Origin of the sequence: Neobacillus niacini (assembly GCF_031456445.1) — a bacterium.
GTDB lineage: Bacteria > Bacillota > Bacilli > Bacillales > Cytobacillaceae > Neobacillus > Neobacillus niacini_I.
The window spans coordinates 1-24,279 of the sequence record NZ_JAVDUQ010000033.1 but is presented as its reverse complement, the minus strand read 5'-3'; the positions used below and the strand labels follow the sequence as shown (position 1 = coordinate 24,279).

The 24,279-nt window shown below is 36.7% G+C and carries 25 protein-coding genes and 1 pseudogene; 22 read left to right on the top strand and 4 right to left on the bottom strand.

Annotated features, from left to right (window positions below; translation table 11 throughout):
* Nucleotides 1-408 precede the first annotated feature (408 nt).
* The 3 genes and pseudogenes from J2Y67_RS21660 to J2Y67_RS21650 all read left to right on the top strand — a co-directional run.
* Nucleotides 409-1,479: a permease gene (locus J2Y67_RS21660; protein ID WP_310177408.1), complete on the top strand. Its 1,071-nt coding sequence runs from the start codon at nucleotides 409-411 to the stop codon at nucleotides 1,477-1,479.
* A 124-nt stretch (nucleotides 1,480-1,603) separates the two neighbouring features.
* Nucleotides 1,604-3,010, top strand: a complete 1,407-nt coding sequence (gene selA / locus J2Y67_RS21655) for an L-seryl-tRNA(Sec) selenium transferase (RefSeq protein ID WP_310177406.1) — start codon at nucleotides 1,604-1,606, stop codon at nucleotides 3,008-3,010.
* Between the two features lie 24 nt (nucleotides 3,011-3,034).
* A pseudogene (locus tag J2Y67_RS21650) lies at nucleotides 3,035-3,790 on the top strand (IS1595 family transposase); the annotation flags it as partial.
* Between the two features lie 117 nt (nucleotides 3,791-3,907).
* On the opposite strand, the gene J2Y67_RS21645 reads toward J2Y67_RS21650, so the two are convergent.
* Nucleotides 3,908-4,171 carry a hypothetical protein gene (locus J2Y67_RS21645; RefSeq protein ID WP_310177404.1) on the bottom strand — a complete coding sequence of 88 codons (264 nt, stop codon included), beginning with the start codon at nucleotides 4,169-4,171 and terminating at the stop codon, nucleotides 3,908-3,910.
* Between the two features lie 208 nt (nucleotides 4,172-4,379).
* Between J2Y67_RS21645 and J2Y67_RS21640 the strand changes: the two genes are divergently transcribed.
* On the top strand, nucleotides 4,380-4,877 hold the full coding sequence (locus J2Y67_RS21640; protein WP_310177403.1) for a hypothetical protein: 498 nt from the start codon (nucleotides 4,380-4,382) through the stop codon (nucleotides 4,875-4,877).
* 37 nt (nucleotides 4,878-4,914) lie between these two features.
* On the opposite strand, the gene J2Y67_RS21635 is transcribed toward J2Y67_RS21640, so the two are convergent.
* Nucleotides 4,915-5,079, bottom strand: coding sequence for a hypothetical protein (locus J2Y67_RS21635; RefSeq protein WP_310177402.1), 165 nt, complete (start codon nucleotides 5,077-5,079; stop codon nucleotides 4,915-4,917).
* A gap of 151 nt (nucleotides 5,080-5,230) precedes the next feature.
* Here J2Y67_RS21635 and J2Y67_RS21630 point away from each other — a divergent pair, with 151 nt between their 5' ends.
* Nucleotides 5,231-5,869, top strand: coding sequence for a pyridoxamine 5'-phosphate oxidase family protein (locus tag J2Y67_RS21630; protein WP_396954119.1), 639 nt, complete (start codon nucleotides 5,231-5,233; stop codon nucleotides 5,867-5,869).
* A gap of 595 nt (nucleotides 5,870-6,464) precedes the next feature.
* Nucleotides 6,465-8,282: a PAS domain S-box protein gene (locus J2Y67_RS21625; protein ID WP_310177401.1), complete on the top strand. Its 1,818-nt coding sequence runs from the start codon at nucleotides 6,465-6,467 to the stop codon at nucleotides 8,280-8,282.
* Between the two features lie 246 nt (nucleotides 8,283-8,528).
* Here the strand turns inward: J2Y67_RS21625 and J2Y67_RS21620 are convergent, their stop codons facing one another.
* Nucleotides 8,529-9,350: a hypothetical protein gene (locus J2Y67_RS21620; protein ID WP_396954118.1), complete on the bottom strand. Its 822-nt coding sequence runs from the start codon at nucleotides 9,348-9,350 to the stop codon at nucleotides 8,529-8,531.
* Between the two features lie 208 nt (nucleotides 9,351-9,558).
* On the opposite strand from J2Y67_RS21620, the gene J2Y67_RS21615 reads away from it, so the two are divergent.
* The 12 genes from J2Y67_RS21615 to J2Y67_RS21565 all read left to right on the top strand — a co-directional run bounded on the left by J2Y67_RS21615 (nucleotide 9,559) and on the right by J2Y67_RS21565 (nucleotide 19,579).
* A complete protein-coding gene (locus J2Y67_RS21615; protein ID WP_310177399.1) occupies nucleotides 9,559-10,836 on the top strand; it encodes a right-handed parallel beta-helix repeat-containing protein in 1,278 nt (425 codons plus the stop codon).
* Nucleotides 10,833-11,384 (top strand): nitrous oxide reductase accessory protein NosL, encoded by a 552-nt coding sequence (locus tag J2Y67_RS21610; RefSeq protein WP_310177397.1) that lies wholly within the window; start codon nucleotides 10,833-10,835, stop codon nucleotides 11,382-11,384. The genes J2Y67_RS21615 and J2Y67_RS21610 overlap by 4 nt, the downstream gene beginning before the upstream one ends.
* A 36-nt stretch (nucleotides 11,385-11,420) precedes the next feature.
* The gene (locus J2Y67_RS21605) at nucleotides 11,421-12,233 is read left to right on the top strand and encodes an ABC transporter permease (protein WP_310177395.1); all 813 of its coding nucleotides are present in this window, start codon (nucleotides 11,421-11,423) and stop codon (nucleotides 12,231-12,233) included.
* A 68-nt stretch (nucleotides 12,234-12,301) separates the two neighbouring features.
* Nucleotides 12,302-12,955, top strand: coding sequence for an ABC transporter ATP-binding protein (locus J2Y67_RS21600; protein ID WP_463675869.1), 654 nt, complete (start codon nucleotides 12,302-12,304; stop codon nucleotides 12,953-12,955).
* 25 nt (nucleotides 12,956-12,980) lie between these two features.
* A complete protein-coding gene (locus J2Y67_RS21595; RefSeq protein WP_310177390.1) occupies nucleotides 12,981-13,787 on the top strand; it encodes a sensor histidine kinase in 807 nt (268 codons plus the stop codon).
* Nucleotides 13,774-14,415 carry a response regulator transcription factor gene (locus J2Y67_RS21590; RefSeq protein WP_310177388.1) on the top strand — a complete coding sequence of 214 codons (642 nt, stop codon included), beginning with the start codon at nucleotides 13,774-13,776 and terminating at the stop codon, nucleotides 14,413-14,415. Before J2Y67_RS21595 ends, J2Y67_RS21590 begins: the two co-directional genes overlap by 14 nt.
* Before the next feature lie 177 nt (nucleotides 14,416-14,592).
* Nucleotides 14,593-15,939, top strand: a complete 1,347-nt coding sequence (locus tag J2Y67_RS21585) for a cytochrome ubiquinol oxidase subunit I (RefSeq protein ID WP_310177386.1) — start codon at nucleotides 14,593-14,595, stop codon at nucleotides 15,937-15,939.
* Complete coding sequence (locus J2Y67_RS21580) at nucleotides 15,936-16,961, top strand: cytochrome d ubiquinol oxidase subunit II (RefSeq protein WP_310177385.1); 1,026 nt, start codon at nucleotides 15,936-15,938, stop codon at nucleotides 16,959-16,961. Before J2Y67_RS21585 ends, J2Y67_RS21580 begins: the two co-directional genes overlap by 4 nt.
* Before the next feature lie 12 nt (nucleotides 16,962-16,973).
* Nucleotides 16,974-17,078: a cytochrome bd oxidase small subunit CydS family protein gene (gene cydS / locus J2Y67_RS28085; RefSeq protein WP_396954117.1), complete on the top strand. Its 105-nt coding sequence runs from the start codon at nucleotides 16,974-16,976 to the stop codon at nucleotides 17,076-17,078.
* Nucleotides 17,079-17,380: 302 nt separating this feature from the next.
* Nucleotides 17,381-18,151, top strand: coding sequence for a transporter substrate-binding domain-containing protein (locus tag J2Y67_RS21575; protein ID WP_310177384.1), 771 nt, complete (start codon nucleotides 17,381-17,383; stop codon nucleotides 18,149-18,151).
* Nucleotides 18,152-18,209: 58 nt separating this feature from the next.
* Nucleotides 18,210-18,854 carry an amino acid ABC transporter permease gene (locus tag J2Y67_RS21570; RefSeq protein WP_026573918.1) on the top strand — a complete coding sequence of 215 codons (645 nt, stop codon included), beginning with the start codon at nucleotides 18,210-18,212 and terminating at the stop codon, nucleotides 18,852-18,854.
* Nucleotides 18,851-19,579 carry an amino acid ABC transporter ATP-binding protein gene (locus J2Y67_RS21565; RefSeq protein WP_310177381.1) on the top strand — a complete coding sequence of 243 codons (729 nt, stop codon included), beginning with the start codon at nucleotides 18,851-18,853 and terminating at the stop codon, nucleotides 19,577-19,579. Before J2Y67_RS21570 ends, J2Y67_RS21565 begins: the two co-directional genes overlap by 4 nt.
* A 162-nt stretch (nucleotides 19,580-19,741) precedes the next feature.
* Here the strand turns inward: J2Y67_RS21565 and pdxR are convergent, their stop codons facing one another.
* Nucleotides 19,742-21,121: a MocR-like pyridoxine biosynthesis transcription factor PdxR gene (pdxR, locus tag J2Y67_RS21560; RefSeq protein WP_310177380.1), complete on the bottom strand. Its 1,380-nt coding sequence runs from the start codon at nucleotides 21,119-21,121 to the stop codon at nucleotides 19,742-19,744.
* Nucleotides 21,122-21,247: 126 nt separating this feature from the next.
* Between pdxR and J2Y67_RS21555 the strand changes: the two genes are divergently transcribed.
* From J2Y67_RS21555 to J2Y67_RS21540, 4 genes are all read left to right on the top strand, one after another.
* A complete protein-coding gene (locus J2Y67_RS21555) occupies nucleotides 21,248-21,874 on the top strand; it encodes an FMN-binding negative transcriptional regulator (protein ID WP_396954121.1) in 627 nt (208 codons plus the stop codon).
* Nucleotides 21,871-22,536: a LysE family transporter gene (locus J2Y67_RS21550; RefSeq protein ID WP_310177377.1), complete on the top strand. Its 666-nt coding sequence runs from the start codon at nucleotides 21,871-21,873 to the stop codon at nucleotides 22,534-22,536. The genes J2Y67_RS21555 and J2Y67_RS21550 overlap by 4 nt, the downstream gene beginning before the upstream one ends.
* A 266-nt stretch (nucleotides 22,537-22,802) precedes the next feature.
* Nucleotides 22,803-23,507, top strand: coding sequence for a B3/B4 domain-containing protein (locus J2Y67_RS21545; protein WP_310177375.1), 705 nt, complete (start codon nucleotides 22,803-22,805; stop codon nucleotides 23,505-23,507).
* A 28-nt stretch (nucleotides 23,508-23,535) separates the two neighbouring features.
* Nucleotides 23,536-24,147 carry an FMN-binding negative transcriptional regulator gene (locus J2Y67_RS21540; protein ID WP_310177373.1) on the top strand — a complete coding sequence of 204 codons (612 nt, stop codon included), beginning with the start codon at nucleotides 23,536-23,538 and terminating at the stop codon, nucleotides 24,145-24,147.
* Nucleotides 24,148-24,279: the final 132 nt, after the last annotated feature.

Here is a 24,279-nt window from a genome sequence, read left to right as displayed (position 1 = left end):
TGTACGGTTGTACTATAGAAACTTGAAGGAAGAGCAGTCTATCCCTTTTGTGCAAATAGTTTGGAATCATCCAAAACTGTCTGTACAAAAGGGATTTTTTTATGGCAATAAAGAACGAGGTTTGTGAAGTATCCTGCGATCAGGAATATTTACGTGGTAAAGGAGATAAAGCTTTAGCAATCTTCAAAAATATATTTGAATCATCCTTCATGAAATATTCAATAAGGTTTGAACATTTTTCGAACTATCCGGAGATTATCTCCAAACGAAAATAAATTATCTATAATAACAACCAAGTTGATAATAGTCGTGACCATTCAGTAATTTTTCTTTTAATTTAATTCAAAAATAGGCATTTGTGAAATTGTGAGCAAACTTATTATTTATTTTTTATGGAGGTTTTTAAAAATGGCTCAAATAAATAGTTCTGTTATAACTCCTAAGCAAGCTTCGAAGATGACAATAGTGTATACCATGATATTTTTGTTAATTGCCATTGCCGGCTTAGCATATGTAAAGTGGCTTCCCTATTATCAAAAGTCCATTTTGGCTGCAACAAGCCATTCCATCGGAACATCAATCCTGGGTGATAAACCAAATCTTCCATCTGCATCATGGGACAATGCTTGGTCGTATTCATTAGCTTACTTTAATTCTGTATGGAAAGCAGCTGTACTTGGTATTTTACTTGGTTCTTTACTCCAGGTATTGCTGCCAGCAAATTGGCTTCTAAAAGTACTTGGTAAAACTAATTTTCGCAGTACCGCTGCTGCCGGAATTGCAGCACTTCCAGGTATGATGTGCACCTGCTGTTCGGCTCCAATTGCTGTGGGTTTACGTAAAAAAAATGCTTCCGTTGGTTCAGCCCTGGCATTTTGGCTGGGGAACCCAGCGCTTAATCCAGCCACATTAATTTTCATGACATTCGTTTTATCTTGGAAATTCACAATGCTTCGACTTGTTTTTGGTGTTATCTTAACATTTGGAATAAGTTATTTGGCCAATCGCTTTGCACCAACTGTGGAGACTGCAGATATCAATCATTTCATTAAAAAAGCCGAAAAAGAAGGTTCTCAATCTTTTTCTATAAGATGGTTGAAGACAATGAAAAGTATGATTTTATATATCGTACCATCCTATATTCTTTCAGTCCTTCTGATGGGGGCTGTTCGTGTGTGGTTATTCCCGCATATAAGCGAAGCAGCAGCCAACAGCTTAATGACAGTGATTATTTTTGCTATTACAGGGATGCTATTCGTCATTCCCACCGCTGCTGAAATTCCCATTATCCAAACACTCATGTCATTTGGTCTTGGAGGCGGTCCGGCAGCAGCGCTATTGATTGTACTTCCATCCATCAGCCTTCCGTCCATGTTACTTGTTTGGGGGTCCTTTCCTAAAAAAGTACTATTTTTCGTAGCGGGGGCAGTTGTCATGTTAGGTGTATTAAGTGGAATTATAGGGATGTTCATACTTTAAAGTCATCAAATATACTTGTATTTATTTTTATCCCCACCAAGCAGGTTCATAAATTAATCATATCTGAAAATTGGTGATGCTGTTTTTGGGGGTAAAAAAGAAAAGCGAAGGGGTTTTGAAAAACGTGAGAGACTGGCTGCACCATATCCCAGCTGTTCATGAACTACAAGGTCATGAACAGTTTCCAATCCTTATGGAAGAAATGGACGTTGATTTTACAAAGTTGACACAACAAATAAAAGATGCATTGAATCTAGCAAGAGCTTCTATTTTAAATGGAAGTTGGCACGGTGCTATTCCAGGGTCTGATGAGTTTATTTATGAAATTTTTCAGCTAGTAAAGTCAAGTACCGCAAAGCAATTGGATTATACGTTGAAAAGAGTCATCAATGCCACCGGTACAATCCTGCATACAAATCTTGGAAGAGCACGGCTGAGTGATAAAGCAGTTTTACATGTTTTGGAAATCGCTCAAAATTACTCTAATTTGGAGTATAAGCTCCTTGAGGGGGAACGAGGATCCAGGCATAGCCATGTCGAATCATTAATTAAAGAATTGACAGGTGCTGAAGCTGCAATGGTAGTTAACAATAATGCTGCCGCGGTTTATCTTGTGTTAAGGGCGCTTGCTTCGGGTAAAGAAGTGATTGTGTCAAGGGGACAGCTTGTCGAGATCGGCGGTTCCTTTCGTATTTCTTCCATCATGGAAGAAAGCGGGGCAAGGCTTGTTGAAGTGGGAACAACCAATAAGACCCATCTATATGATTATGAACAGGCGATGAGTCAGGAAACAGCAATCGTAATGAAGGTCCACACCAGCAATTTTAAAATGATTGGATTTACAGAATCAATCAATACTCATGAGCTTATTCAATTTACACAAAGGTTTGAAAATGTGATTTTTTATGAAGATCTTGGAAGCGGTGCCTTATACGATCTTCAAAAAGTTGGAATTGGAGAAGAACCTGTTGTAAGAGACATCATCGATGCAGGTGCTGATATTGTTACGTTTAGCGGAGATAAACTGCTCGGCGGGCCGCAAGCCGGGATTATAGCAGGGAAAAAGAAACTCATTGATTGTTTAAAAAAACATCAATTGGCAAGGGTAGTTCGAGTCGACAAAATGACTTTAGCTGCTCTCGAAGGTACGTTGATCGATTATGTGCGCGGAGAACAAGGCGTAAAAAGCATCCCAGCCATTAGGGACTTGTGTCAATCGGTTGATGTGCTAGAAAGTCGTTCTGCCCATTTCATCGGTAAATTATTAGGGTTGTCAAGCGATTATCAGGCTAGAACGGTAAGCGGGACAAGTCAGGTTGGCGGAGGGACCATGCCTGAAGTGGAAATTCCGACAGTCATTATTGCTTTAAAACACCGCCTTTTTACGGCTGAACAATTAGCCAAAAAATTACGAGCGGACACTCAGCCTGCAATAGTAGCCAGAATTCAAAAAGATGAATATCTTATTGACCTAAGAACGGTTTCAATCGAAGAAGAGGATTTATTGTTAAAAGCTTTATTACAACTATAAGATAACAGAGTGTCGCTAGTGAGGACTGGTAGCCCATTGGCTGGAACTAAATATCCTCATAAGTAGCTAAAATATTATGAATTAATGGTCGAAGGGTTAACCTTGCCTAAAATAGCAGAAGCCCTAAAAATACACATTTCTACTGCTTTTTATTGGCGGCACAAGATTTTGTTTGCAATTCGTTCCCTTGGTCATCAAACCTTAAAAGGTATCATTGAAAGCGATGAAACTTTCTTCTTGGAAAGTGAAAAAGGCAAGAAGAACATTACCCATAGAAAACCAAGGAAAAGTGGTGGAGTAGCCAAAAAGCGAGGCATTTCCAAAGAACAAATTTGTGTCGTTGTGGCACACGATAGAAATGGACAAATCATATCCCAAATGGCAGGCAAAGGACGAATCACTGCCATCGAGTTGGATAAGGTGTTAGGAAGTTATATTTACACCTCTGCTTTGTTATGCACAGATACTGCCACTAACTATAAGAAATTCGCCCAAAAGAAAGGTCTTCAGCACGAACCTATCAATGTAAGTAAAAAGGTTTATGTAAGGAAGGGAATTTACCACATCCAGCACGTTAATGGCTACCATAAACGTCTCAAAGATTGGATTGACCGTTTTCAAGGAGTGGCTACTAAATACCTTGATAATTACCTTTTCTGGCATCGTTTTCTTGAGCTAAATAAGAAATTGCCATCACAGGATAGAATGAAAGATTTGTTATTAAGCTCTTGTAATCTTGTGAATTTCACAACCGTAGATGCAATCAGAGCCAGTGCATAAAAAACTCAACTATAAGAGCCGAGTTGGAAAATCTATCGTTTTGTTTTGATACTTTGTCCAATTTTTCCTCTGCTACCATTTTAAATCACTATTTTTCGTAGATACGTAACATATCATTCAGATATGATTTTGACCATAAATTAATACCCAACCACCAAAAATAATAACAATTAAAGAAAAGTAAATTCCAAATGTTATGCCAGTAGGTCCTGCACCCAATAAAAACCCGAATAAATTATCTAAAATCAAACTAATCAATGTTTCATTTTTTTGTTTTTTATATTCTGCGTAGGTGTAATAAATCGAAATGAGCATAATAAATATACCCAAAATTAATATCAACAAACCAGAAAATATATGATTATAAAATAAATGACTCATTAAAATTTAATTCTCCTTTTCTTTTATAAGTTAATTTTTAACTTTAATGAGTATACCAGAATTCCCAAGATTTTCAATCGTATTTAACAAAATGCCACATTGAAACCATTTATCAACATAGGAGTTTAACATAGTTTTTCCAATAGCAACAATCTTTTAGAAAAGAGCCAATAACAAAGATATTATTGGGGGAGGGAGGTTCTAAATCATGAAATTTAAGTTAGGTAGCATGTTCCTACTGACATTGTTGCTAGTGTTACTTTCATCTTGTTCTAGCCAAAATTCAAATGAGGAAAATAAAAAGCCGATTGATCACAAATTATCATTTGCTGTAGAAGATAGTCTGAGAAATTCAGTACGTGAATCTCCCCTATATGTATCTATTAATAAAAAAAAGTTAGACCTTACTCAAACAGAAATAAATGGGATCAAATCTAAGGCTGACGCTCTTTTGGTAACTCTTCTTCCAACGCATGAATTAAGTAAATTACCTTTAAAGGATTATTTCACGCTTTCTTATCAATACGCAGATAAAACTATAGAAATATTCATTCAGAATAATAAAAGTAATAATCCCCAAAATCATATTTATATGAAAAGTATCGATAACTCCAGACCAGGATATTACCTTTTAAAAGGTGGAGAAAAAGAAACAATAGAATTAATTGATTTGATAATTAAAATAAGAGATACAGGACAAAATTAATATTCAATTGAAATTCTTTTGCGTAATTGTATAAGCCTTATGTGGTAACGCATGTGGAGTGCTGTGCGTTGATAAAATTAATTAAATAATAAGCAGACGGGTCCGAGAATCGGTAAAAGATTCTCGGACTTCCATCTTCTTTGATTTCAATACGTTGAATTAATTTGTGAAGGATTTCTTCATCAAGTGTTGGTTTTTTCATAAAGTCTTCCAACTGTTTAATTACTTTGAATTAAGTGGTAGTACAAAAGATAATCTAACTTTGAAGATAATGGATCGAAAGTTGAAAACACTGCTTATTGAATATGAAGTGCATTCAGATAGCAAAGAAAGACGACAAGGGGAGTAACATTTTGTTAAAGAGTAATATATTTGTGAATTCTATAGAATCAGTAGAAGAACTACGTTCAATAGTTGGTTTTCCAAGTGAATTAGTAAAAAATAAAGTGATTACATACTTAGATCACAATTGTATTGATTTTATTTCACAATCACCATTCTTAGTGATGTCTACATCTGACGACTTTGGATATTGTGATGCTTCTCCGAGAGGGGACAAACCAGGTTTTGTACTTGTATTAAATGAAAAACAGCTAATTATACCAGAAAGGCCAGGTAATAAAAGAATTGATTCATTAAGAAATATCTTGTTAAATCCAAGGATTGGGCTTCTCTTTTTTATCCCTGGACTTGGTGAAACTCTTAGAGTTAATGGCACTGCAACAATAGTAAAAGATGAAGAATTGCTAATGAAAATGGCTGTAGGAGACAAAATGCCACTTTTAGGTATCGGTATAGAAGTAGAAGAATGTTTTATTCATTGTGCAAAAGCATTTAAACGTTCAGGTTTATGGGAACCTAATACTTGGGCAGATAAAAAAGTATTACCTTCCGCTTCAAAAATACTATTTGAACATGCTAAGCCATCTAACAGTAGTGTAGAAACTATTCAAAAAAGACTTGAAGAAGGCTATACAAAAAGACTTTATTAAATTAGTTGATTAATTGACTTAAAAAGAGATCTCATTATACACTTCTAATAAATTTGACCAATTTTACTCACCAATTGAGAACTATATTTATATTGCACCAGTATTTGTAGGGTATGTTGATGAAGAACAGGATGTAATATTAAACTATGAACATAGTGAATATAAATGGTTGAATTTTAATGAGGCGATTGAACATGTTGCCTTTCCAGGAAACGATGAAGTCCTTACTTTTATAGAAAAGCATTTTGTAAGGAAGAAACCTATAGAAGCGTTGCGGGTGGGCAAGTAATTTTTTATTTCTGTATTCATAGAAGTTTGTATGCTGAAAATTAGTTTGATGCTTCGTTACAAAAATCCCAAAATTATGAAGGTGTCCCGAGTGTATGGCTTTGGGGCACCTTTTCTTATATAAAAATATAAATTTTGACTTCGAGAATTGTCCAGCTCCATAGGAAGGACTTTCGCTTTTTTGTGAAACAAAAAAACAGTCATCCTTTCAATTCTTACTAGTAGTAAAAAAACTCATGAAGGAGTTTTTTAAGAAAGATGGAATATTATACTAAGTATAATTTTTAGTTAAGGCAGGTATAACCCGATGGATAAAGGTACTTTTCAATCAACACTAAGTAAAGAACATTTCTATATGAATGGACTGCTTCAGTCCCTGGTTGAAACCACGACTGACGCTATTTCTCTTAGAGACATGCAGGGAAATATCCTTTTTGTAAATAGTGCCTTTGAAGAAATTTATGGCTGGACATTCCAAGAACTTATAAATGAACCTTACTGCTTGGTCCCTGAAAATTTAATAAACGAAACGAAAAAAATATGCCGGCAGATTAAATTCTATAAGAAGAACATTTCGGGATATGAGACCTTTCGTAAACGAAAAGACGGTACAATGGTTCATGTATGTCTAACTGTTTCCCCTATACATGATGCAAAGGGAGAGATCGTTGGGACTGCTTTTATCGCCAGAGACATTACAGAACGTAAAACGGCTGAAGAGGCATTGTTAAAAAGTGAAGCTAAATACAGGATACTAGTGGAAAATACGAACGATATTATTAGCAACTATGATTTAAACATGAAAAAAATATTTGTATCTCCTTCCGTAGAGCTTCACTTGGGATACACACAGAATGAATACCTTCAGAAGGATATATTTGATTTAATCCATCCCGATGACGTAAAAACAATGATGGACCTTCCACAATTAATTGCTGTTTATAAAAAAAATGTTCAAATTGAGTTCAGAATCAAACATAAAAATGGGGCGTGGGTATATATGGAGTCCCGCTGTGTACCGATCTTATCGGAGAACTCCAAGATCGAGAGCTACCTGTTTGTTTCACGCAACATTACAGAACGAAAGCAATCAGAAGAAGCTTTGAGAAAGAGCGAGGAATATTACAGGTTCATAGCTGAAAATACAGCAGACTTCATTTCTGTAATTGATAAAGATGGAAATGTAACGTACAGTTCTCCTTCACATGTGAAAAAGTTAGGCACCGAGAGAATTTGTTTTGAAAATATTCATCCTGACGATGCTTCACTTGTCTGTGAACGGTTTTCATCCATGCTTCAATCGAAAACCCCTATTAATTGTGAATATCGTTATAAACTTGAAAATGGAAAGTGGATTTATCTGGAATCAAAGGGGATGCCTTTCTACACGGATGGCGAAAATCATTACTTTTTCAACGTTACCCGTGATATTACAGAGAGGAAACAAAACGAGGAACTTCTCCTTAAAGCGGAAAAGCTGTCGGTCATCGGAGAATTAGCTGCAAGTATTGCGCACGAAATAAGAAATCCTCTTACATCATTAAAGGGCTTTATTCAGTATTTACAACCGATGATTTCAGAGAATTCTGTTTTTACTAATATTATGTTGGCTGAGCTGGATCGAATCAACTTTATCGTAAGCGAGCTGCTTGTCTTGGCAAGGCCTCAAAATCTTCATGTGAAACCGATTATTTTGCACAGTATCATTGATGATGTTATAAAGTTGCTAGAATCGGAAGCCAATTTAAAAAATATTAAAATCGTAAAAAAATTAGCGGACATGTCTGTTAGGATTAACGGTGAGGAAAATCAGATAAAACAAGTATTTATCAACATAATGAAGAATTCCCTCGATGCCATCGAGGCAAATGGCGAAATCAGGATTCAAACAAACCGATTAAATGATCATCAAGTGCTTATTCGTTTTTCTGATAACGGCTGCGGTATTTCAAAGGAGCTACTTCCGAGGCTCGGAGAACCTTTTTATACAACAAGAGAGAAGGGAACAGGACTAGGTTTACTTGTTAGCAACAAAATTATTAAAGATCATCAAGGCAGTATCCACATTACAAGTGAAATCAACAAAGGTACCATCGTAGATATCACGTTGCCTATTTCCAAATGAGGCCTTCAATCAAGAGTGTTGGAAGACGTTGCTTACTGCCAGGATTTCAATCATACAAGAAATGGGTGTCCCAAAAGGGCCTAACCACTCGATCAACACTCGATTTAGCCGCTTTTTAAGCAGGAAATAAGCCGCTCTATTACAGGTTGAGGGCTGACAACCGTTGATATGGGACACCCAATTATGTCCTGGCCAATCTGATAAAGCTTTCGTTAAAAATAAAGATAACTTAATCAGAAGGAGGGGCTAAGTATTAAATAATCTGCCATTTAATGCATCAATATACCTTTCAGCCGATCTATGCACCGCCATTTTTGCATCTTCTTTGACGATGCGATGAAAAGCATTATACAATCGATCAAATTTAAAGTCTTTTACGATAGTAGCAATCTCCCGTACTTTAGCTGCAGGCAACGGAATAAGATTTGGATAACTATACATAAAACTAACCCACTTTGTGTCGGCTACAACCTGAATGATATCGCCTGAAAGCAAAATTCCTTTTTGTTCATTTCCTTCTTTCCATTCTAAAACACACCCGCCTTTAAAATGTCCTCCTAAACGGTGTATAATCATCCCCTTATGCAATTCAAGAGATTCACCTGACCAAAAAATAATCTTATCGCTCGGTCTCATCACCCATTCTTTGTCATCTTCATGGATATATATTGGCACATTGAAGGCCTCTGCCCATTCAACTTGTGCAGAATAATAATGCGGATGAGATAGGGCTATTGCTTGGAGTCCACCCAATTCCTTTATCCGTTTAATTGTTTTTTCATCAAGATAAGTGATACAATCCCATAACAAATTGAAGCTATCACTTTGGACAATGTACGCAGTTTGGCCAATTCCAAATTCCGGAGTCGTTTTCATACTAAATAACCCTTTTTCTTCTAAATGAATGTGGCTATGATAACCATCCTTTATCATTTTCTCCAATGTTGTCCAAGACTGCCCGTTTGGATTTACATACTGCCTTTCTTCGTTACAAATCTTGCATTCTTCCGGTTTTTCTATCGAATTTTCATACTGAACCCCGCATGTTTCGCAAATATAATAATTCAAAATTTCCCCCACCCTCCCAAAAGGTAATATATTCCTATAGTAACAAATTTACTTTACAATTGTTAGAAAAATGTCATTAGTGACTAAAAAATAGCCCATATGAGTCATAGGAAATATCTGTGAAATCCATTACATTTTTATTGTTTGGATAGCGCAATCCCTTGGACTACTTTAAAAAAATGTTTTCTTAGGAAGGAAATCAGTCTGAATGAAATTTTTAATGAAAATCATTTTAGTTATGGGGATTATTTGTTTATTTAGGGGGGAGGAGGCTGCAGCAGAAAGATCCCTTCAGTCACAAATCAATCGAATTCCGGAAGGCGGAACCTTAAGGCTTAAGGAAGGGATCTATAATGAAGCGATTGTTTTAAAAAAACCGATCGTTATCGAAGGGGAGAAAGGGGCTGTCTTTCGAGTTTGTTCTCGAAAACCGGCAATTTCGATAACAGGAAAGAAAGTGACACTCAAAAGAATCAAGATAGTGGGGTGTAAAAAACAATTAAGTCCTGCTGCCATATATGTTACAGGAACGCATCATCACCTTGAAGATTTAACGATTCATTATGGGAAAGCAGGATTAACCTTGGAGAATGTGAAAAATACAAGCTTTCGAAATATCAAAATATCAGGGGCAGGAAAGGAAAACGGTTGCAATCTTTGGGAATCATATTATAACACCTTTACAAAGATCCAAATGGATCATGTCCAAGATGGATTTTATATGGAAAATAGCCACTATAATAAGTTTGAAAAAAATGTTATTTATGATTCGCGGTATGGATTACATGTCATGTTTTCCAACCATATTACTATTAAAAGAAATAAATTGAAGCGGAATTTTACTGGTGCAATGATGATGGGAACCAGCCAATCGGTTATAGAAGGAAATCAGTTGATGGACAATAATCAAAATGTGAACGCACAAGGACTGCTTCTATATCATGTTTATCACTCAACGATAAAGGATAATCGTATATCAGGCAATCGGGTTGGAATGTTTATGGAGGAATCAAACAGCAATGAAATAAAAAACAATGTATTTTCCACCAATTTTATCGGAGCCCAAATTAATAATATTAAGAAAAATGTTATCGAGGGAAATTCATTTATTCGTAATGTAAATGAATTTCAAGCAAATGGAGGTCATGGCAATCGGATTCAATTTAATTATTGGGATGCGGCTATAAACCTTGATACAGATGGGGATGGAAAGAGCAATCTCCCATATAAAGCAGACCCATACTTTCTGAATCTAGTAAAGGAAACCCCTTCCTATCAGCTATTCTTTCAGCATCCGGGACTTGTTTTGCTGAAAAAAATGCTTAAAAGTCCGGAGGATTTGCTTGTAACGGATGAAAAACCATTAATGAATCTTAAGGAAAAGAATATTCGGAAGGAGCCACATATGGCAGCTACCTGGCTCATCAGTCTTTTCATGATTTTTGGCAGTTTATTGATAATCCATTGCGGGAGGAAAAAAGTATGAAACAGCAAAAATTAAAACGTTTTTTTATCATCATGATTAGCTTAATCGCCATCTCAGGATGTGGAAAAAAAGATTATCAACCGGTTGCCGTTAAAGAAAAAACGGATAAATGTGAAATCTGCCATATGGCAGTCAAAAATAATCAATTCCCCGTTGAATTAATTCTTGAAAATGGAAAATCGATGGTATTTGATGATATTGGCTGTATGTATAAATGGATGAAAGAAAATAAGGATAAAAAAATTTCTAATTCATACGTAAAAGACTATTATTCTAAGGAATGGATTGATATGGAAAAGGCTACCTTTGTATATGATAAAGCGATCAAAACCCCAATGGCATACAATGTAATCTCTTTTTCAGATAAAAAAGCTGCGCAAAAATTTGTTTCAGCTCATGGGGGCCATCTGTTAAGTTATGAAAAACTTCAACAACATTCATGGGAAAGAAATGAGGAAATGGTGAAGAAAATGAGGAAAATGAAGAAAATGAAAATGGATGGTGGAAAAGATAAAATGCAGATGGAGGGATCCAAACGCCACCAATGATGCGGTCCTTGGAAGATCAGAGAAAGGAAGCAAACGATGAAAAATCTTTGGTTTTATGAATGGAAGACAATGACAAGGCAAGGTTCTTATTATTCTTCTTTAATACTCTGGGTGATCGTTTTTTCCCTTCTATTCTTACTGGCGCGAAGTAATGATGCTATTTCCGGGTTTACAAATATAACGGGTACGATTGTAAACATCATTTTGTATTTATTGCCACTTTTTATGCTGATTTTCGGATCCTTTTCGATTACAAATGAAATGGAGAGTGGACAGTGGAACCTTCTATGCACGTATCCGGTAAGTATCCCGTCTTATTTATCCGGGAAATTTTTGGGGGTATTTACAGCCCAAGCATTGGTTTTTTCGCTCAGCTTTGGATTAAGTATGGCGATTGGCCTATTAGCGAAAATCCAGTTATCCGTACAATGGGTGCTTGCCATTTACCTGTTTTCTCTTTTTCTTATCTATTTCTTTTTAATTCTTGGCATATTTGTTGGGACTTTGGTAAAAACAAGGTGGAAGGCATTAATGATTTCAGTTGCAGTCTGGTTTTTCTTGATTATGATTTGGCCAACCGCTTTAATTTCCATTTTGGGACTGGTTCCATTTCCCATGATTGACCGATTGATGAAAATAGCCCTGATCCTAAATCCAGCGGAGTTTTTACGGATATTTTTAATTGTTCAATGGGATAGTGGCTCTATTTTCGGCCAGTCGTATGATTCGATTGTATATTTATTTCAATCCAGAGCCGGTTGGATGATTTTGATTGTTTATATGCTTGCCTATTTATTGATTCTTTTTTCCCTTGCCGGCCTTTGTCTAAAACGGAGGAGGGCATTATGACAAACTGTCTTGAGGTTAGAAATATTTCAAAAATAATAAAAGGGAAAACAGCACTTTATCCTTTTTCCATGACGGCTGAAGCAGGTGAGTGCATTGCCCTTTGCGGAGGAAATGGGGCAGGGAAAAGTACTTTACTTCAACTTATTGCGGGTATTTCCAAACCAGTTGATGGAACGGTATTCATTAATCAAGTTGATATAAAAATAAATCGAAAGAAGTATGTATCTTTTATTGGTTATATGCCAGATGAGTTTTTTGCCCAAGAAACGATAACCGTTTTTGAGTTTTTAACGTTTTATGGGGCTTTTAGGAAAATACCGAAGACCCGGATAATGGAAGTAATCAACATTCTAGGGTTGGAAGATAAGAAAAATGAACAGATCAAAAACTTATCCAAAGGGATGAAGCAAAGGCTATTATTTGGGCAGGCATTAATTGCCGATCCAGTTGTTTTAATTCTTGATGAACCAACAAATGGTCTGGATCCATATTGGATAGATGTCTTTATCGATTTATTAAAAAAAATAAAATCCAAAGGGACAATCGTTATATTTTCCACCCATATGATGGATGTTGCAGCAGAAGCAGCAGACAAAATCATCTTTATGGATAATGGAAAGCAGACTGAAATAATAAAAAATGAACACTGCAATTCTAAAAAATTTATGGTTGATTTGCTAAAGCGTTATCGTCAAAAGGATAGAAGGAATCTTATATTTTAATAGATATACGGCGAGGGGGGATAGAATGTCCTATCGAACATTAAAAATACTTTCCTTTTTAATTCCCACTCTTCTGATCGGGGGGTTTGAATTACTTCGTCATAGTGTTTTTGTTCATTATATGTCGATGAGTGTTGGAAATGTTTTAATTATCATTTTAACCTTTGCCATTTTTTACGTTTTTTCTACTTGGATGTTTAAGATGATTGAAGAAAAAAATCAACGTCTTACATCCGAAAGAGAAATGCGGGCAATTTATGAAGAAAGAGAAAGACTTGCAAAAGAATTGCACGACAATATTGCGCAAACTTTATTTTTATTAAAGGTGAATTTAAAAAAGGGGAAAATGGATGAAGCAAAGGGACTGGTAAATTCAATCGACTCCAATGTAAGGCAGGCGATTTATAATTTACGAATCAACCCTTCCGAAATGATTTCTTTTCCAAAGCGAGTTGAGAAATGGGTTGAGGAATGGAGTACGGTTACCGGTATTGACACAAATGTTTCCCTGAAATTAAAAGAGGATTATTTCAGTCCTTCGGAAGAGGTTCAGATTTTTGGAATGATTCAGGAAGCATTTGCGAACATTCGAAAACATTCTGGTGCAAAAAATGTATCGTTATCTCTAAAGGCTGCGCCCAAGGGATGGGAAATGATCATTCAAGATAATGGCAGGGGATTCTCCGTGAAAAATAGGAAAATGAATCAGTATGGCCTTGTCATGTTAAAGGAGCGGGCGGAGAAAATTGAGGCTGTAATGGATATCTTCTCTGAGATTCATCATGGGACTAAAATTATTGTACGAGGAAGTGGAAAAAATGGTGCCATATAGAGTAATCATTGCAGATGATCATCCCCATGCCCGCCAAGCGATTATCGAATTGCTTGAAGAGGATAGTCATTTTACCATTGTGGGTCAGGCGAAAAATGGTAAAGAGGCTATACAACTGTGTGAAGAGCATCTCCCCGATCTATTAATCATTGATATTGAAATGCCCTATCTGGATGGCTTGGAAGCAACGAAAATCATAAAAGAAAAATTTCCTTTTATCAAAGTAATTATTCTAAGTGTCTCAGATAATGTTGGCGATTTGTTTACAGCCATTCAATATGGTGCGCAAGGGTATTTATTAAAGAATATGGATCCGGACGATTGGCTGCAATACCTTCACTCGATTGTAGATGGAACGAATGCTGCGACAAGGGATATGGCAGGCAAGCTTTTATATCAATTTAGAGAGCGTGATTTACAAAATACACCCGTGATCAGCTCGTTAACACCAAGAGAAAAAGAAATTCTTCTGCTCGTTTCAGAAGGTTTAACCAATAAACAAATTGCCGAAGCTTTGTTTATTGCGGAAAACACGGTAAAAAACCACATTAAAAATTTATTAGAAAAATTGAGACTGGAAAATAGGGTTCAGCTTGCCTCTTATGTGGTTAAATATCTCGCAAAATAAAAATGTTCATGCATAAAAATATGTGAAAGAATGAACATATGGAGGGATTCATATTTATAAAAAACAGGAACGGATCCTGATTTGGCTGACATTTATTGTTGCCCTTATCCTAGGATTATCCATAATCGGAAGGATATTATAAATAATATAAGCTAGGAAAGGTGGAAGGAGTAGAAAATGGCAAATCAAGAAGCAGTACTTTTTAGCCGGATTCTTACCGAATTGACATTAACTTTCCACATCATTTATGCAACCATTGGAGTGGGAATTCCATTAATGATTATGATGGCGCAATGGATTGGGATCAAAAAACAGGATGAATATTATATTCTAATGGCAAGACGTTGGGCCCGGGGGTTTGTCATTACCGTTGCAATTGGGGTCGTAACCGGTACAGCTATTGGTTTACAGTTATCGCTTTTATGGCCAAAGTTTATGGAGGTAGCCGGAAACGTGATTGCATTGCCCTTGTTTATGGAGACATTTGCCTTTTTCTTTGAAGCCATATTTTTAGGAATTTACCTTTATACATGGGACCGGTTTAAGAATCAGAAAAAGCATTTACTTTTACTGATACCCGTTGCTTTAGGAGCGTCTTTTTCTGCTATTTTTATCACAATTGTCAATGCCTTTATGAATTCACCGCAGGGATTCAATATTGTGAAGGGGGAGCTAGTGAACGTAAGCCCGGTTTTGGCAATGTTTAACCCTGCCATGCCAACGAAAGTAGCTCATGTTTTGGTATCCGCCTATATGACTTCAGCCTTTTTGCTGGCTTCTATTGCAGCCTTTCGTATGCTGAAAGGTTCTCAGCATGTTTACCATAAAAAAGCGCTATATTTTACCATGAAGCTGGGACTTATTTTTTCAATTGCGACTGCAATTATCGGAGATTTTTCAGGAAAGTATTTGGCCGAATATCAGCCGGAAAAATTAGCTGCTGCAGAGTGGCACTTTGAAACTGAAAAAGGAGCACCGCTGATAATGTACGGTGTCCTTGAGAATAAGGAAGTAAAGTATGCAATAAAAATACCCGTCGGCCTCAGTATTTTAGCACATAGCGCTCCGAATGCCGAAGTGATTGGATTAGACCGATTTCCAAAGGATGAAATCCCGCCGCTATATATCCATTACATGTTTGATTTAATGGTTACAATCGGTGTTTGGCTGTCTGTCCTATCTTTTGTTTATGTTATCGGTACCTGGAAAAAGCTGCGTTTTATTTTATCAAAATGGTTTAAGTGGCTGATTGTACTCGGCGGTCCTCTTGCAGTCATTGGGATTGAAATGGGATGGTGGATGACCGAAGTTGGCCGGTATCCGTGGATTTTACGGGGGATTATGCGAATCAATCAAGCGGCAACAAACAGCGGGCATATCGATACGATGTTACTGCTATTTGCTGGATTGTATCTCATTCTGGGGATTGGCAGTGTTGTGGTCTTATCAAGAATGTTCCGGAAGAATACGGTCGAACAGGAATTGGCTGATCGTGCAGCAATGAAAGCAGGTGTTGGGAAATGACACTGGAAATCGTCGGTATTACCGTATTAGGGGTTTTTCTTTTCGGATATATTATTGTTGCTTCAATTGATTTTGGCGCAGGTTTTTTCAACGCATACAGTACTGTAACAGGTAAGCAGGATGTTTTGGCGAAAATCATCCAGCGTTATTTATCGCCTGTCTGGGAAGTCACAAATGTGTTTTTAATCTTTTTCTTTGTCGGGATTGTAGGATTTTTCCCGAAAACAGCGTATTACTTTGGTTCATCATTGCTGGTCCCTGCCAGCATTGCAACCCTTTTGCTTGCCGTTCGCGGGGCGTATTATGCTTTTACTACTTACGGGGGACTTAAACATAAAAGGTATACCCTCTTGTACGGTCTTACAGGATTATTTATTCCTGCTTCTTTATCAATTGTCTTGACCATTTCTGAGGGAGGATTTGTTACATTAGGAGAATCAGGGCCATTGCTTGATTATTGGGCCTTGTTTACAAGCCCGTTATCATGGAGTATTGTTGTACTCAGTCTGACTGCCGTCTTATATATATCTGCTGTATTTTTGACTTGGTATGCACATCAAGCAAACGATGATCAGGCAACAAGCCTGCTTCGAAAATATTCACTATTTTGGGCGGGGCCGGCCATTATCACTGCTACGGGGATTATTGTTGAAATGAGGACTCATAATCCGGAGCATTATCAGAGATTATTAAATGTATGGTGGTTATTCGCGCTTTCAGTCGTTCTCTTTATTGGAACTGTCTATCTGATTTGGAAACAGCGGGCATATGGAGTGGCCTTTGGATTACTAGTGGGACAATTTGCTCTCGCGTTTTTGGCCTATGGTTTATCCCATTATCCTTATTTAATGTATCCCTATCTCACCATCTATGATAGTTTTACAAATAAATCCATGGCCATTTCCCTGGTTATTGCGTTTATAGCGGGGCTTGGATTACTTCTTCCATCGTTATATCTTCTGCTCAAACTATTTTTATTTAACAAAGATTATATACGGGGAAAGCAAAATGATCATGTGTGAGGAGGTTTAAACATGTTAGAAGATTTCTTTATGTTTTATGCACCTTTTCTTGTGGTAATCTTGTCCGTTGCGATGGGGTTCTGGCTTGTTTTAAAAGATGATGCAGTTGAAAAATGAGCATAGATGTGAGATATGTTAACCTGTACACAATATGTGTTGTTATATTTTCAAGGCAACAGCCCTAAAGGCGTTGCCTTTTTATTTTTACAAATAATTTAATCGGAATATTAAAATAATAAAAAACAATCTCCTATTTACATACAAAAGAAATCAATTATTGAAATAGACTTTTATGTTTATTAACTAAATGGAATATATATACCAAAAAATGATGCTTTTTAATGTTTAATACATGTGCTATATTAATAAAGTATTGTTTTTGTTCTATTAAAAATAATCAAAAAATAGGGGTGATTTGAGTGAAAAGATTTGGTTTATTTAGTTTATTTTTAATTCTTACCATCTTTATCGCAGCTTGCGGAAGCAAGGAAACATCAGGAGACAAAGCAAATAATGAAAAGGTATACAAAGTTGGTGTGGATACCACTTACCCTCCATTTGAATATAAAGATGGAAATGTGTATAAGGGGATCGATATTGATTTGATCAATGCAATTGCCAAAAATCAGGGCTTTAAAATTGAACTGAATCCAATGGATTTTGGTGGAATTATTCCAGCTATGCAAGCCAATCAGCTTGATGTAGCGATTGCTGGAATGAGTATTACAGATGAAAGAAAAAAGGTTGTAGATTTCTCAACTCCATATTTTAATGCCGGTTTAACAGTTGTTGTTAAAGAAGATAATTCAAGTATTAAATCCGTTAATGACATTAAAGGAAAAACCGTTGCCGTTAAAAAAGGAACAACAGGTGCTAAATATGCCCAAGATAATGCATCGAAACTAGGAATTAAAGTCGTTCAATTTAATGATAGTCCAGCAATGTTCCAGGAAGTTTCTAACGGAAATGCAGATGCACTTATTGAAGACTACCCTGTAATCTCCTACGCTATTGCCCAAAAGGACCTTGGCTTGAAAATTGTCGGTGATCGATTAAATGGCGACCAATATGGAATTGCTGTTTTGAAAGGCCAAAACAAGGATTTAATAGAAAAAATTAATAAAGGTCTTGCTGAACTTAAAAAAGATGGAACATATGATAAAATTGTAAAATCTTATCTTGGTAAATAATTATAGATTCAAAAGGCGCGCATAAAGCGCGCTTTCTTTCTTGAAAGGGGATGAAACAGTGGACGTAATTACTGCATCTTTACCGATATTATTAAAAGGACTTCAAGTCACCATTTATATATTTGTTATTGCTATTATTCTAGGTTTTTTAATTGGTTTAGTAATGGCCTTGTTCCGGCTTGCGCCTATTAAAATCTTGAATTGGATTGCCAAGGTGTATGTGGATGCCATTCGGGGAACACCATTTATCGTACAGCTATTTTTTATTTATTTTGGAGTGAATTCCTTACATTTGATTTCCTTGAACAGTACAACGGCTGGTATTATCACCGTTGCAATTAACGCAGGGGCCTATTTTGCCGAGATTATCAGAGCAGGTATTCAATCGATTGATAAGGGACAAACAGAAGCCGCTAGATCGATTGGTTTTACGGGAGCGCAAACCATGCGCTACGTTGTCCTGCCTCAAGCTTTTAGAAGAATGCTTCCTACCATTACGAACCAATCCATCATTAGTTTAAAAGACACTTCTCTATTATCCGTTATTGGTATTGCTGACTTAACACAGCAGGGACAAATTCAGGCTTCAGCGACGTTTGAAGCATTTAAAATTTGGCTAGCTGTAGGCGTGATTTACTTTATCATCATTTATTTGTTAACCCTTCTTGCTAATTTTGTTGAAAGGAGGATTCAGGTTCGATGAGCATTATAACAGTGAAAAACTTAAGAAAATCATTCGGAGACCTAGAGGTCTTAAAAGATATTAATGCTGAAGTGAAAGAAAAAGAAGTAATATGTGTAATAGGCCCTTCTGGTTCAGGAAAGAGTACATTCCTTCGCTGCCTAAATCGCCTGGAAGAAATCTCAGGTGGTGAGGTAGAGATTAACGGACATAATATAACTGACCCAAAAATTAATATAAATAAAGTTAGACAAGAAGTTGGAATGGTATTCCAACAATTTAATCTGTTTCCTCATAAAACTGTTTTAGAAAATATCACTTTAGGACCTATTAAAATTCTTTCTATTGATAAAGCGGAAGCTGAAAAAATCGCTCTTGAGTTACTTCATAAGGTTGGGCTTAAAGAAAAAGCTAACAGTTACCCGGGAGAACTATCCGGCGGACAAAAACAGCGGGTTGCCATTGCAAGAGCGCTGGCAATGAATCCTAAAATCATGCTCTTTGACGAACCGACTTCTGCACTTGACCCGGAAATGGTCGGGGATGTTTTAGAGGTTATGAAGCAGCTTGCTAAAGAAGGCATGACTATGGTAGTTGTAACACATGAAATGGGATTTGCCCGTGAAGTTGGAGATCGTGTTATTTTCATGGATGGCGGGTATATTGTAGAAGAAAATGAACCGAATGAGTTATTCGGTAACCCACAGCATGGGCGAACGAAGGCTTTCTTAAGTAAGGTGCTATAAAAATAGTATAGTAATTTTTAAACTTTAAAGTATTAAAAAATTTTAGAACCGGGCGGTTTTTGCCCGGTTTTTCTTAAAGGATAAGAATAAATATATTAAAACTATTTTCAGATTTAGACTGCAGACCATTTAAACGGTTCGACGTTATATTTACCTTTGGATTCAAATCCATGCCTTTTTTAAGAGCTCGACACCAAGCTCAATTTCATCACAAGAAAGATGACTAAATCCAAGTTTAAGGATTGGGTTATCGGTATTATTTTTAATAAAGTAGAGTGAGGTGGGACACACTTTTACACCATAAGAAGAAGCGCGCCCAATTAACCATTCTTCTGAACGGTTCAGGTGTAATTTGATTAATAAGTACAAACCAGATTGCTCGCCAATAATAGAAATATTTTGGCCGAATTGCTTTCTTAATTCTGAAACTAAGTGTAGCATTTTTCTTTTATAAACAAGACGCATTCGTTTAACGTGACGATTCCATTCCCCCAATTCCATAAATTTCGCCATTGTGAGTTGGCTGAAAAGCGAAGTGGGACACTCAAAATGAGAAAAATGCTTTTTATAACGATTTAAAACTGGCTCTGGTAACACCATATAAGTTAAACGGATTCCTGGAAGAAATGATTTTGAGAAATTCCCTAAATAGATGACTCTTGCTGAATCAATGGAGGCAAGAGCAGGAAATGGTTTTTGTGTATAGCGAAATTCACTATCGTAATCGTCTTCAATAATATATCCACGCATCTTGTTAACCCAATGAATAAGCATTTGCCGTTGTTGAATAGACATGCTCACTCCAATTGGGCTTTGATGGGAAGGGGTTACATAGATTAATCGTGATTTCATTTGTTCTAATTGTGAAAGATCGGCACCTGTTTCATAAACCGGCAAAGTTTCAAACATAAAACGATGGAATTGAAAGGCTTCCCTAGCACCATCGTAACCAGGGTCTTCAACTATAATACTCTGGAATTCATCCTTCAGTATATGTCCAAGGTATACAAGCATTTGTTGGGTACTGCTTCCGATAATAATCGCATTTGGATCTGTTTTCACTCCGCGAGATTGGAATAAATATGTGGAGATTTGTTCGCGCAAGGCTTCTTCCCCAAATGGTTCTCCGTATCGAAAGCTATCCTGTAATGTTAATACTTGATTGGCAATTCTCCTCCAAATTTTCAGTGGGAAATGTGTTTGATCAACGGCATCTGCCCTGAAATTAACTATTGGCGGTTTCTTGGACTCTGTTTGCTTTTTATTATGAGAGATTAATGCGTCCTGAAATAATAGGGGTTCTAACTCATTTACCAAATATCCTTTTCGGCCCTCTCCACGAATATACCCTTCAGCAACAAGTTGTTCATATGCCATTAATGTTGTATTACGGCTTACATGTAAGGAATCTGCAAGTTGACGAATGGATGGCATTTGCTCATTCGCCAAAATGTCACCTTGTTCAATGAATGATTTAAATTTCTCGTAGATTTGTTTGTATTTTGGGGAGTTATCTTTAAAAGTAAAAACGGTATTATTCATTTGTATTCCCTCTGACATGTATATTTGTTTATTATTGTACCTTTTTTTATGTCAGTTTGTATTATATTATTTTTTTATTGGAAATTAATTTATTAAATTCATTTACAAGTTGAAAGGATGATTATTGTGTACATTCCTAAGTATTATCGTATGGATCATGATGAGGCAGTTAAAATGATGAAGTCTAATCCGTTTGCATTATTAGTTACGGTCGATGAACATCGTCCCATCGCTACACATATTCCCTTAGAGATTCGCGAAGAAGACGGGAAGATCTATGCCACGGGGCACATTGCATACGGAAATATGCAAAAAAAGACCTTGGACAACAATAGTGATGTGCTGCTTATTTTTCAAGGGCCGCACGCTTATATTTCGTCAAGTTGGTATAAGTGCGCGGAAGAGGTTCCTACATGGGACTATCTAGCTGTACATGCGTATGGAACTGCACGTATCCAAACAAAAGATGAGTTGATATCGGCTTTAAATGCTATGCTTAACCATTATGAATCGCATCGTGAAAACGGGCGGCTGATGTCTACGTTTGATTCTGAGCTGCTTGAGAGCGAAATGAAAGGAATAGTAGGGGTTGAAATTGAAATCACTTCTATTCAAGCTGCAGCTAAAATGAGTCAGAATCGTAATGATACTGATTACAAATCAATTGTTACAGAGCTTGAAAAATCAGATGAACACGAGGAAACCCAGGTTGCCGAGTGGATGCGTGAGCAACGGAAGGAGCTGTTTGAATGACTGGTTTAATTATAACGGCTTGTGTTCTTGGATTTGTTTACAGTGCAGCCCCTGGAGCGGTCAACACAGAAGCGTTACGAAGGGGATTAAAACGAGGATTTATGCCAGCCTTCTCCGTGGAGATTGGAGCTTTAGTAGGTGATTTGCTCTGGGCTGTTGTCGGGCTAACAGGTGTGGCACTTGTTTTTCACTTTTTGGCAGTACAAATCATTTTGGGGATTGTTGGTGCTGCTTTTTTAATCCGAATGGCATGGATGTCATTTTTAGACGCTCGTAAACCCATTGATTTGACCCAATCAGAAACGAAAGAACAACGGGATTTTTTGACGGGGATTGTGTTTTCAATTGCCAATCCGTTTGGTATTGCGTTTTGGGGCGGGATTGGCGGAGGATTTGCAGCCCGTATTACAGGGATGCCGTTAATGGATAAGCTGGTGATTTTGTTTGTTGGCTTTGCTGCTGGTGCTATTGCGTGGTGTATTGGCATATCTGCGTTGGTCGCTTGGTCGCGGAAATTTATTGGAGAGAAGCTTTTGCGTGGGATCTTTACATTATCGAGTTTGGCGATGGCGTATTTTGCTTTGGAAATGTTATGGAGTTTGATTCACAGTACGATTTATCCGATGTTTTCAACTCGAACACGATTGAAGATAAGTGAGTAAGAACCTTGTTAAATCCTATCAGGAAACGCGGTGAATACCTGAACCGCGTTTCTTCTTCATTAAAGGCTATTTTCGCATAGATTGTTGTTTTTCGTATAAGTTCATCAACCCGTATAACTATATGCTTCGTGGCATCTTTTCGTATGAATATTTGCGAAAATTGCCTACAAACTTAGTAAATGAACCTTATTAAGCCTTAAAAGCAACAAAGTTAACGAAAAGAGCCTTATTAAAAGACAATAAGTAAAATGAAATGGAGGATATTTATGACTAGATTTATCATTGAAGATGATTTTTGGTCGTTATTCCCTCATGCAAAAATAGGCACCGTTATTTGCCAGGGGATTGATAATTCAATAAGGGACGTTGAAATCTACGAGAAGCTGCTGCAGGAGGCAGAGGAAGAAGCACATAAATTCTTTAGTCGGGAGGAATTTAGTAGTAATCCAGTCATATTCGTTTGGCGAGAAGCTTTTCAGAAATTCAAGACAAAGAAAGGGGCAAGGTGTTCCATTGAAGCTTTATTAAAAAGAGTGAAAAATGGCAATCATATCGGAACAATAAACCCGCTTGTTGACATTTATAATTCCATTTCATTGCGTTATGGGTTTCCGTGTGGTGGAGAAGATATCGATACTTTTGTAGGTGATATTCGGCTAACGCAGTCAAATGGTAACGAACCGTTTATCCAGTTGGGTAATAATGGAAATTCTTCTCCGTATGAAGGTGAAATTGTTTATAAAGATGATGACGGTGCAATATGCAGATGCTGGAATTGGCGTGAAGCTCAGAGGACGATGCTAACAGAAAATACGAAAAATGCATTCCTCTGTATTGAATTAATAGATGAAACAAGAAGCGATGAGTTTCATATAGAGCTTAAAGAATTGTCTGATTTAGTGACGCATCATCTTGGTGGTTTCGTAAAGATTGAAGTGTTAGATATTCATAATAGGGAAATGACAATCTAGTTTTTCTTAATTAGGGAGGGGTTTAAATATGTATATTCCAAAATATTTTCAACTCGATGATGAAGAAATGATTTATGATTTTATCGAAAAATACAGCTTCGCAACGGTTTTTGCTCAGCACAATGGAGAACCATACGCAACCCATCTTCCACTTACACTAAATAAAAGTGAAAGTGCTTTATATGGTCATTTTGCTCGTCCGAACGAACAATGGAAGGATGCTGAAAATCAACAAGTTCTTGTGGTTTTCCAAGGTCCACACTGTTATATTTCACCTTCTTGGTACGAAACAATGAAAGCAGTGCCTACTTGGAATTATGTGTCTATCCATTTATATGGGAAGATGGAGATTATCGAAGATGAAAAAGTGATATTCGATTCTTTAAATGACTTAGTAAATAAATATGAAAGTCCAGATAGTCCATACAATTTAAATGTTGTAGAACCGAGTTTTATCGAAGGAATGAGTAAAGGAATTGTAGCGTTCAGAATAAAAATCACAAAAATTGAAGCAAAAGCTAAATTAAGCCAAAATCACCCTGTGGAACGACAAGAGTTAATTATTAAGAACCTAGAAAACACTTCTATACAGGATAACATACAAGTGGCATCTCTTATGAAGAAAAATCTACAAAAATAAAAGTTATTCGACTTTGTCTTGTTCAACTAACGGTGGTGCGCGACAAGTTCTGTTATAAGTGCTACCGCGCGAAATGCAGGAAGTTTATTAAATTAACTTCAACTTTACAATGGAGGATAGGAATGATGAAAC

Bases quoted from the DNA above. Each gene is read 5' to 3' on its own strand.
- J2Y67_RS21660 (WP_310177408.1), top strand. From the start codon at position 409: ATGGCTCAAATAAATAGTTCTGTTATAACTCCTAAGCAAGCTTCGAAG.
- J2Y67_RS21645 (WP_310177404.1), bottom strand. From the start codon at position 4,171: ATGAGTCATTTATTTTATAATCATATATTTTCTGGTTTGTTGATATTA.
- J2Y67_RS21640 (WP_310177403.1), top strand. From the start codon at position 4,380: ATGAAATTTAAGTTAGGTAGCATGTTCCTACTGACATTGTTGCTAGTG.
- J2Y67_RS21635 (WP_310177402.1), bottom strand. From the start codon at position 5,079: ATGAAAAAACCAACACTTGATGAAGAAATCCTTCACAAATTAATTCAA.
- J2Y67_RS21625 (WP_310177401.1), top strand. From the start codon at position 6,465: ATGGATAAAGGTACTTTTCAATCAACACTAAGTAAAGAACATTTCTAT.
- J2Y67_RS21615 (WP_310177399.1), top strand. From the start codon at position 9,559: ATGAAATTTTTAATGAAAATCATTTTAGTTATGGGGATTATTTGTTTA.
- J2Y67_RS21610 (WP_310177397.1), top strand. From the start codon at position 10,833: ATGAAACAGCAAAAATTAAAACGTTTTTTTATCATCATGATTAGCTTA.
- J2Y67_RS21605 (WP_310177395.1), top strand. From the start codon at position 11,421: ATGAAAAATCTTTGGTTTTATGAATGGAAGACAATGACAAGGCAAGGT.
- J2Y67_RS21600 (WP_463675869.1), top strand. From the start codon at position 12,302: ATGACGGCTGAAGCAGGTGAGTGCATTGCCCTTTGCGGAGGAAATGGG.
- J2Y67_RS21595 (WP_310177390.1), top strand. From the start codon at position 12,981: ATGTCCTATCGAACATTAAAAATACTTTCCTTTTTAATTCCCACTCTT.
- J2Y67_RS21590 (WP_310177388.1), top strand. From the start codon at position 13,774: ATGGTGCCATATAGAGTAATCATTGCAGATGATCATCCCCATGCCCGC.
- J2Y67_RS21585 (WP_310177386.1), top strand. From the start codon at position 14,593: ATGGCAAATCAAGAAGCAGTACTTTTTAGCCGGATTCTTACCGAATTG.
- J2Y67_RS21580 (WP_310177385.1), top strand. From the start codon at position 15,936: ATGACACTGGAAATCGTCGGTATTACCGTATTAGGGGTTTTTCTTTTC.
- cydS (WP_396954117.1), top strand. From the start codon at position 16,974: ATGTTAGAAGATTTCTTTATGTTTTATGCACCTTTTCTTGTGGTAATC.
- J2Y67_RS21565 (WP_310177381.1), top strand. From the start codon at position 18,851: ATGAGCATTATAACAGTGAAAAACTTAAGAAAATCATTCGGAGACCTA.
- pdxR (WP_310177380.1), bottom strand. From the start codon at position 21,121: ATGAATAATACCGTTTTTACTTTTAAAGATAACTCCCCAAAATACAAA.
- J2Y67_RS21550 (WP_310177377.1), top strand. From the start codon at position 21,871: ATGACTGGTTTAATTATAACGGCTTGTGTTCTTGGATTTGTTTACAGT.
- J2Y67_RS21545 (WP_310177375.1), top strand. From the start codon at position 22,803: ATGACTAGATTTATCATTGAAGATGATTTTTGGTCGTTATTCCCTCAT.
- J2Y67_RS21540 (WP_310177373.1), top strand. From the start codon at position 23,536: ATGTATATTCCAAAATATTTTCAACTCGATGATGAAGAAATGATTTAT.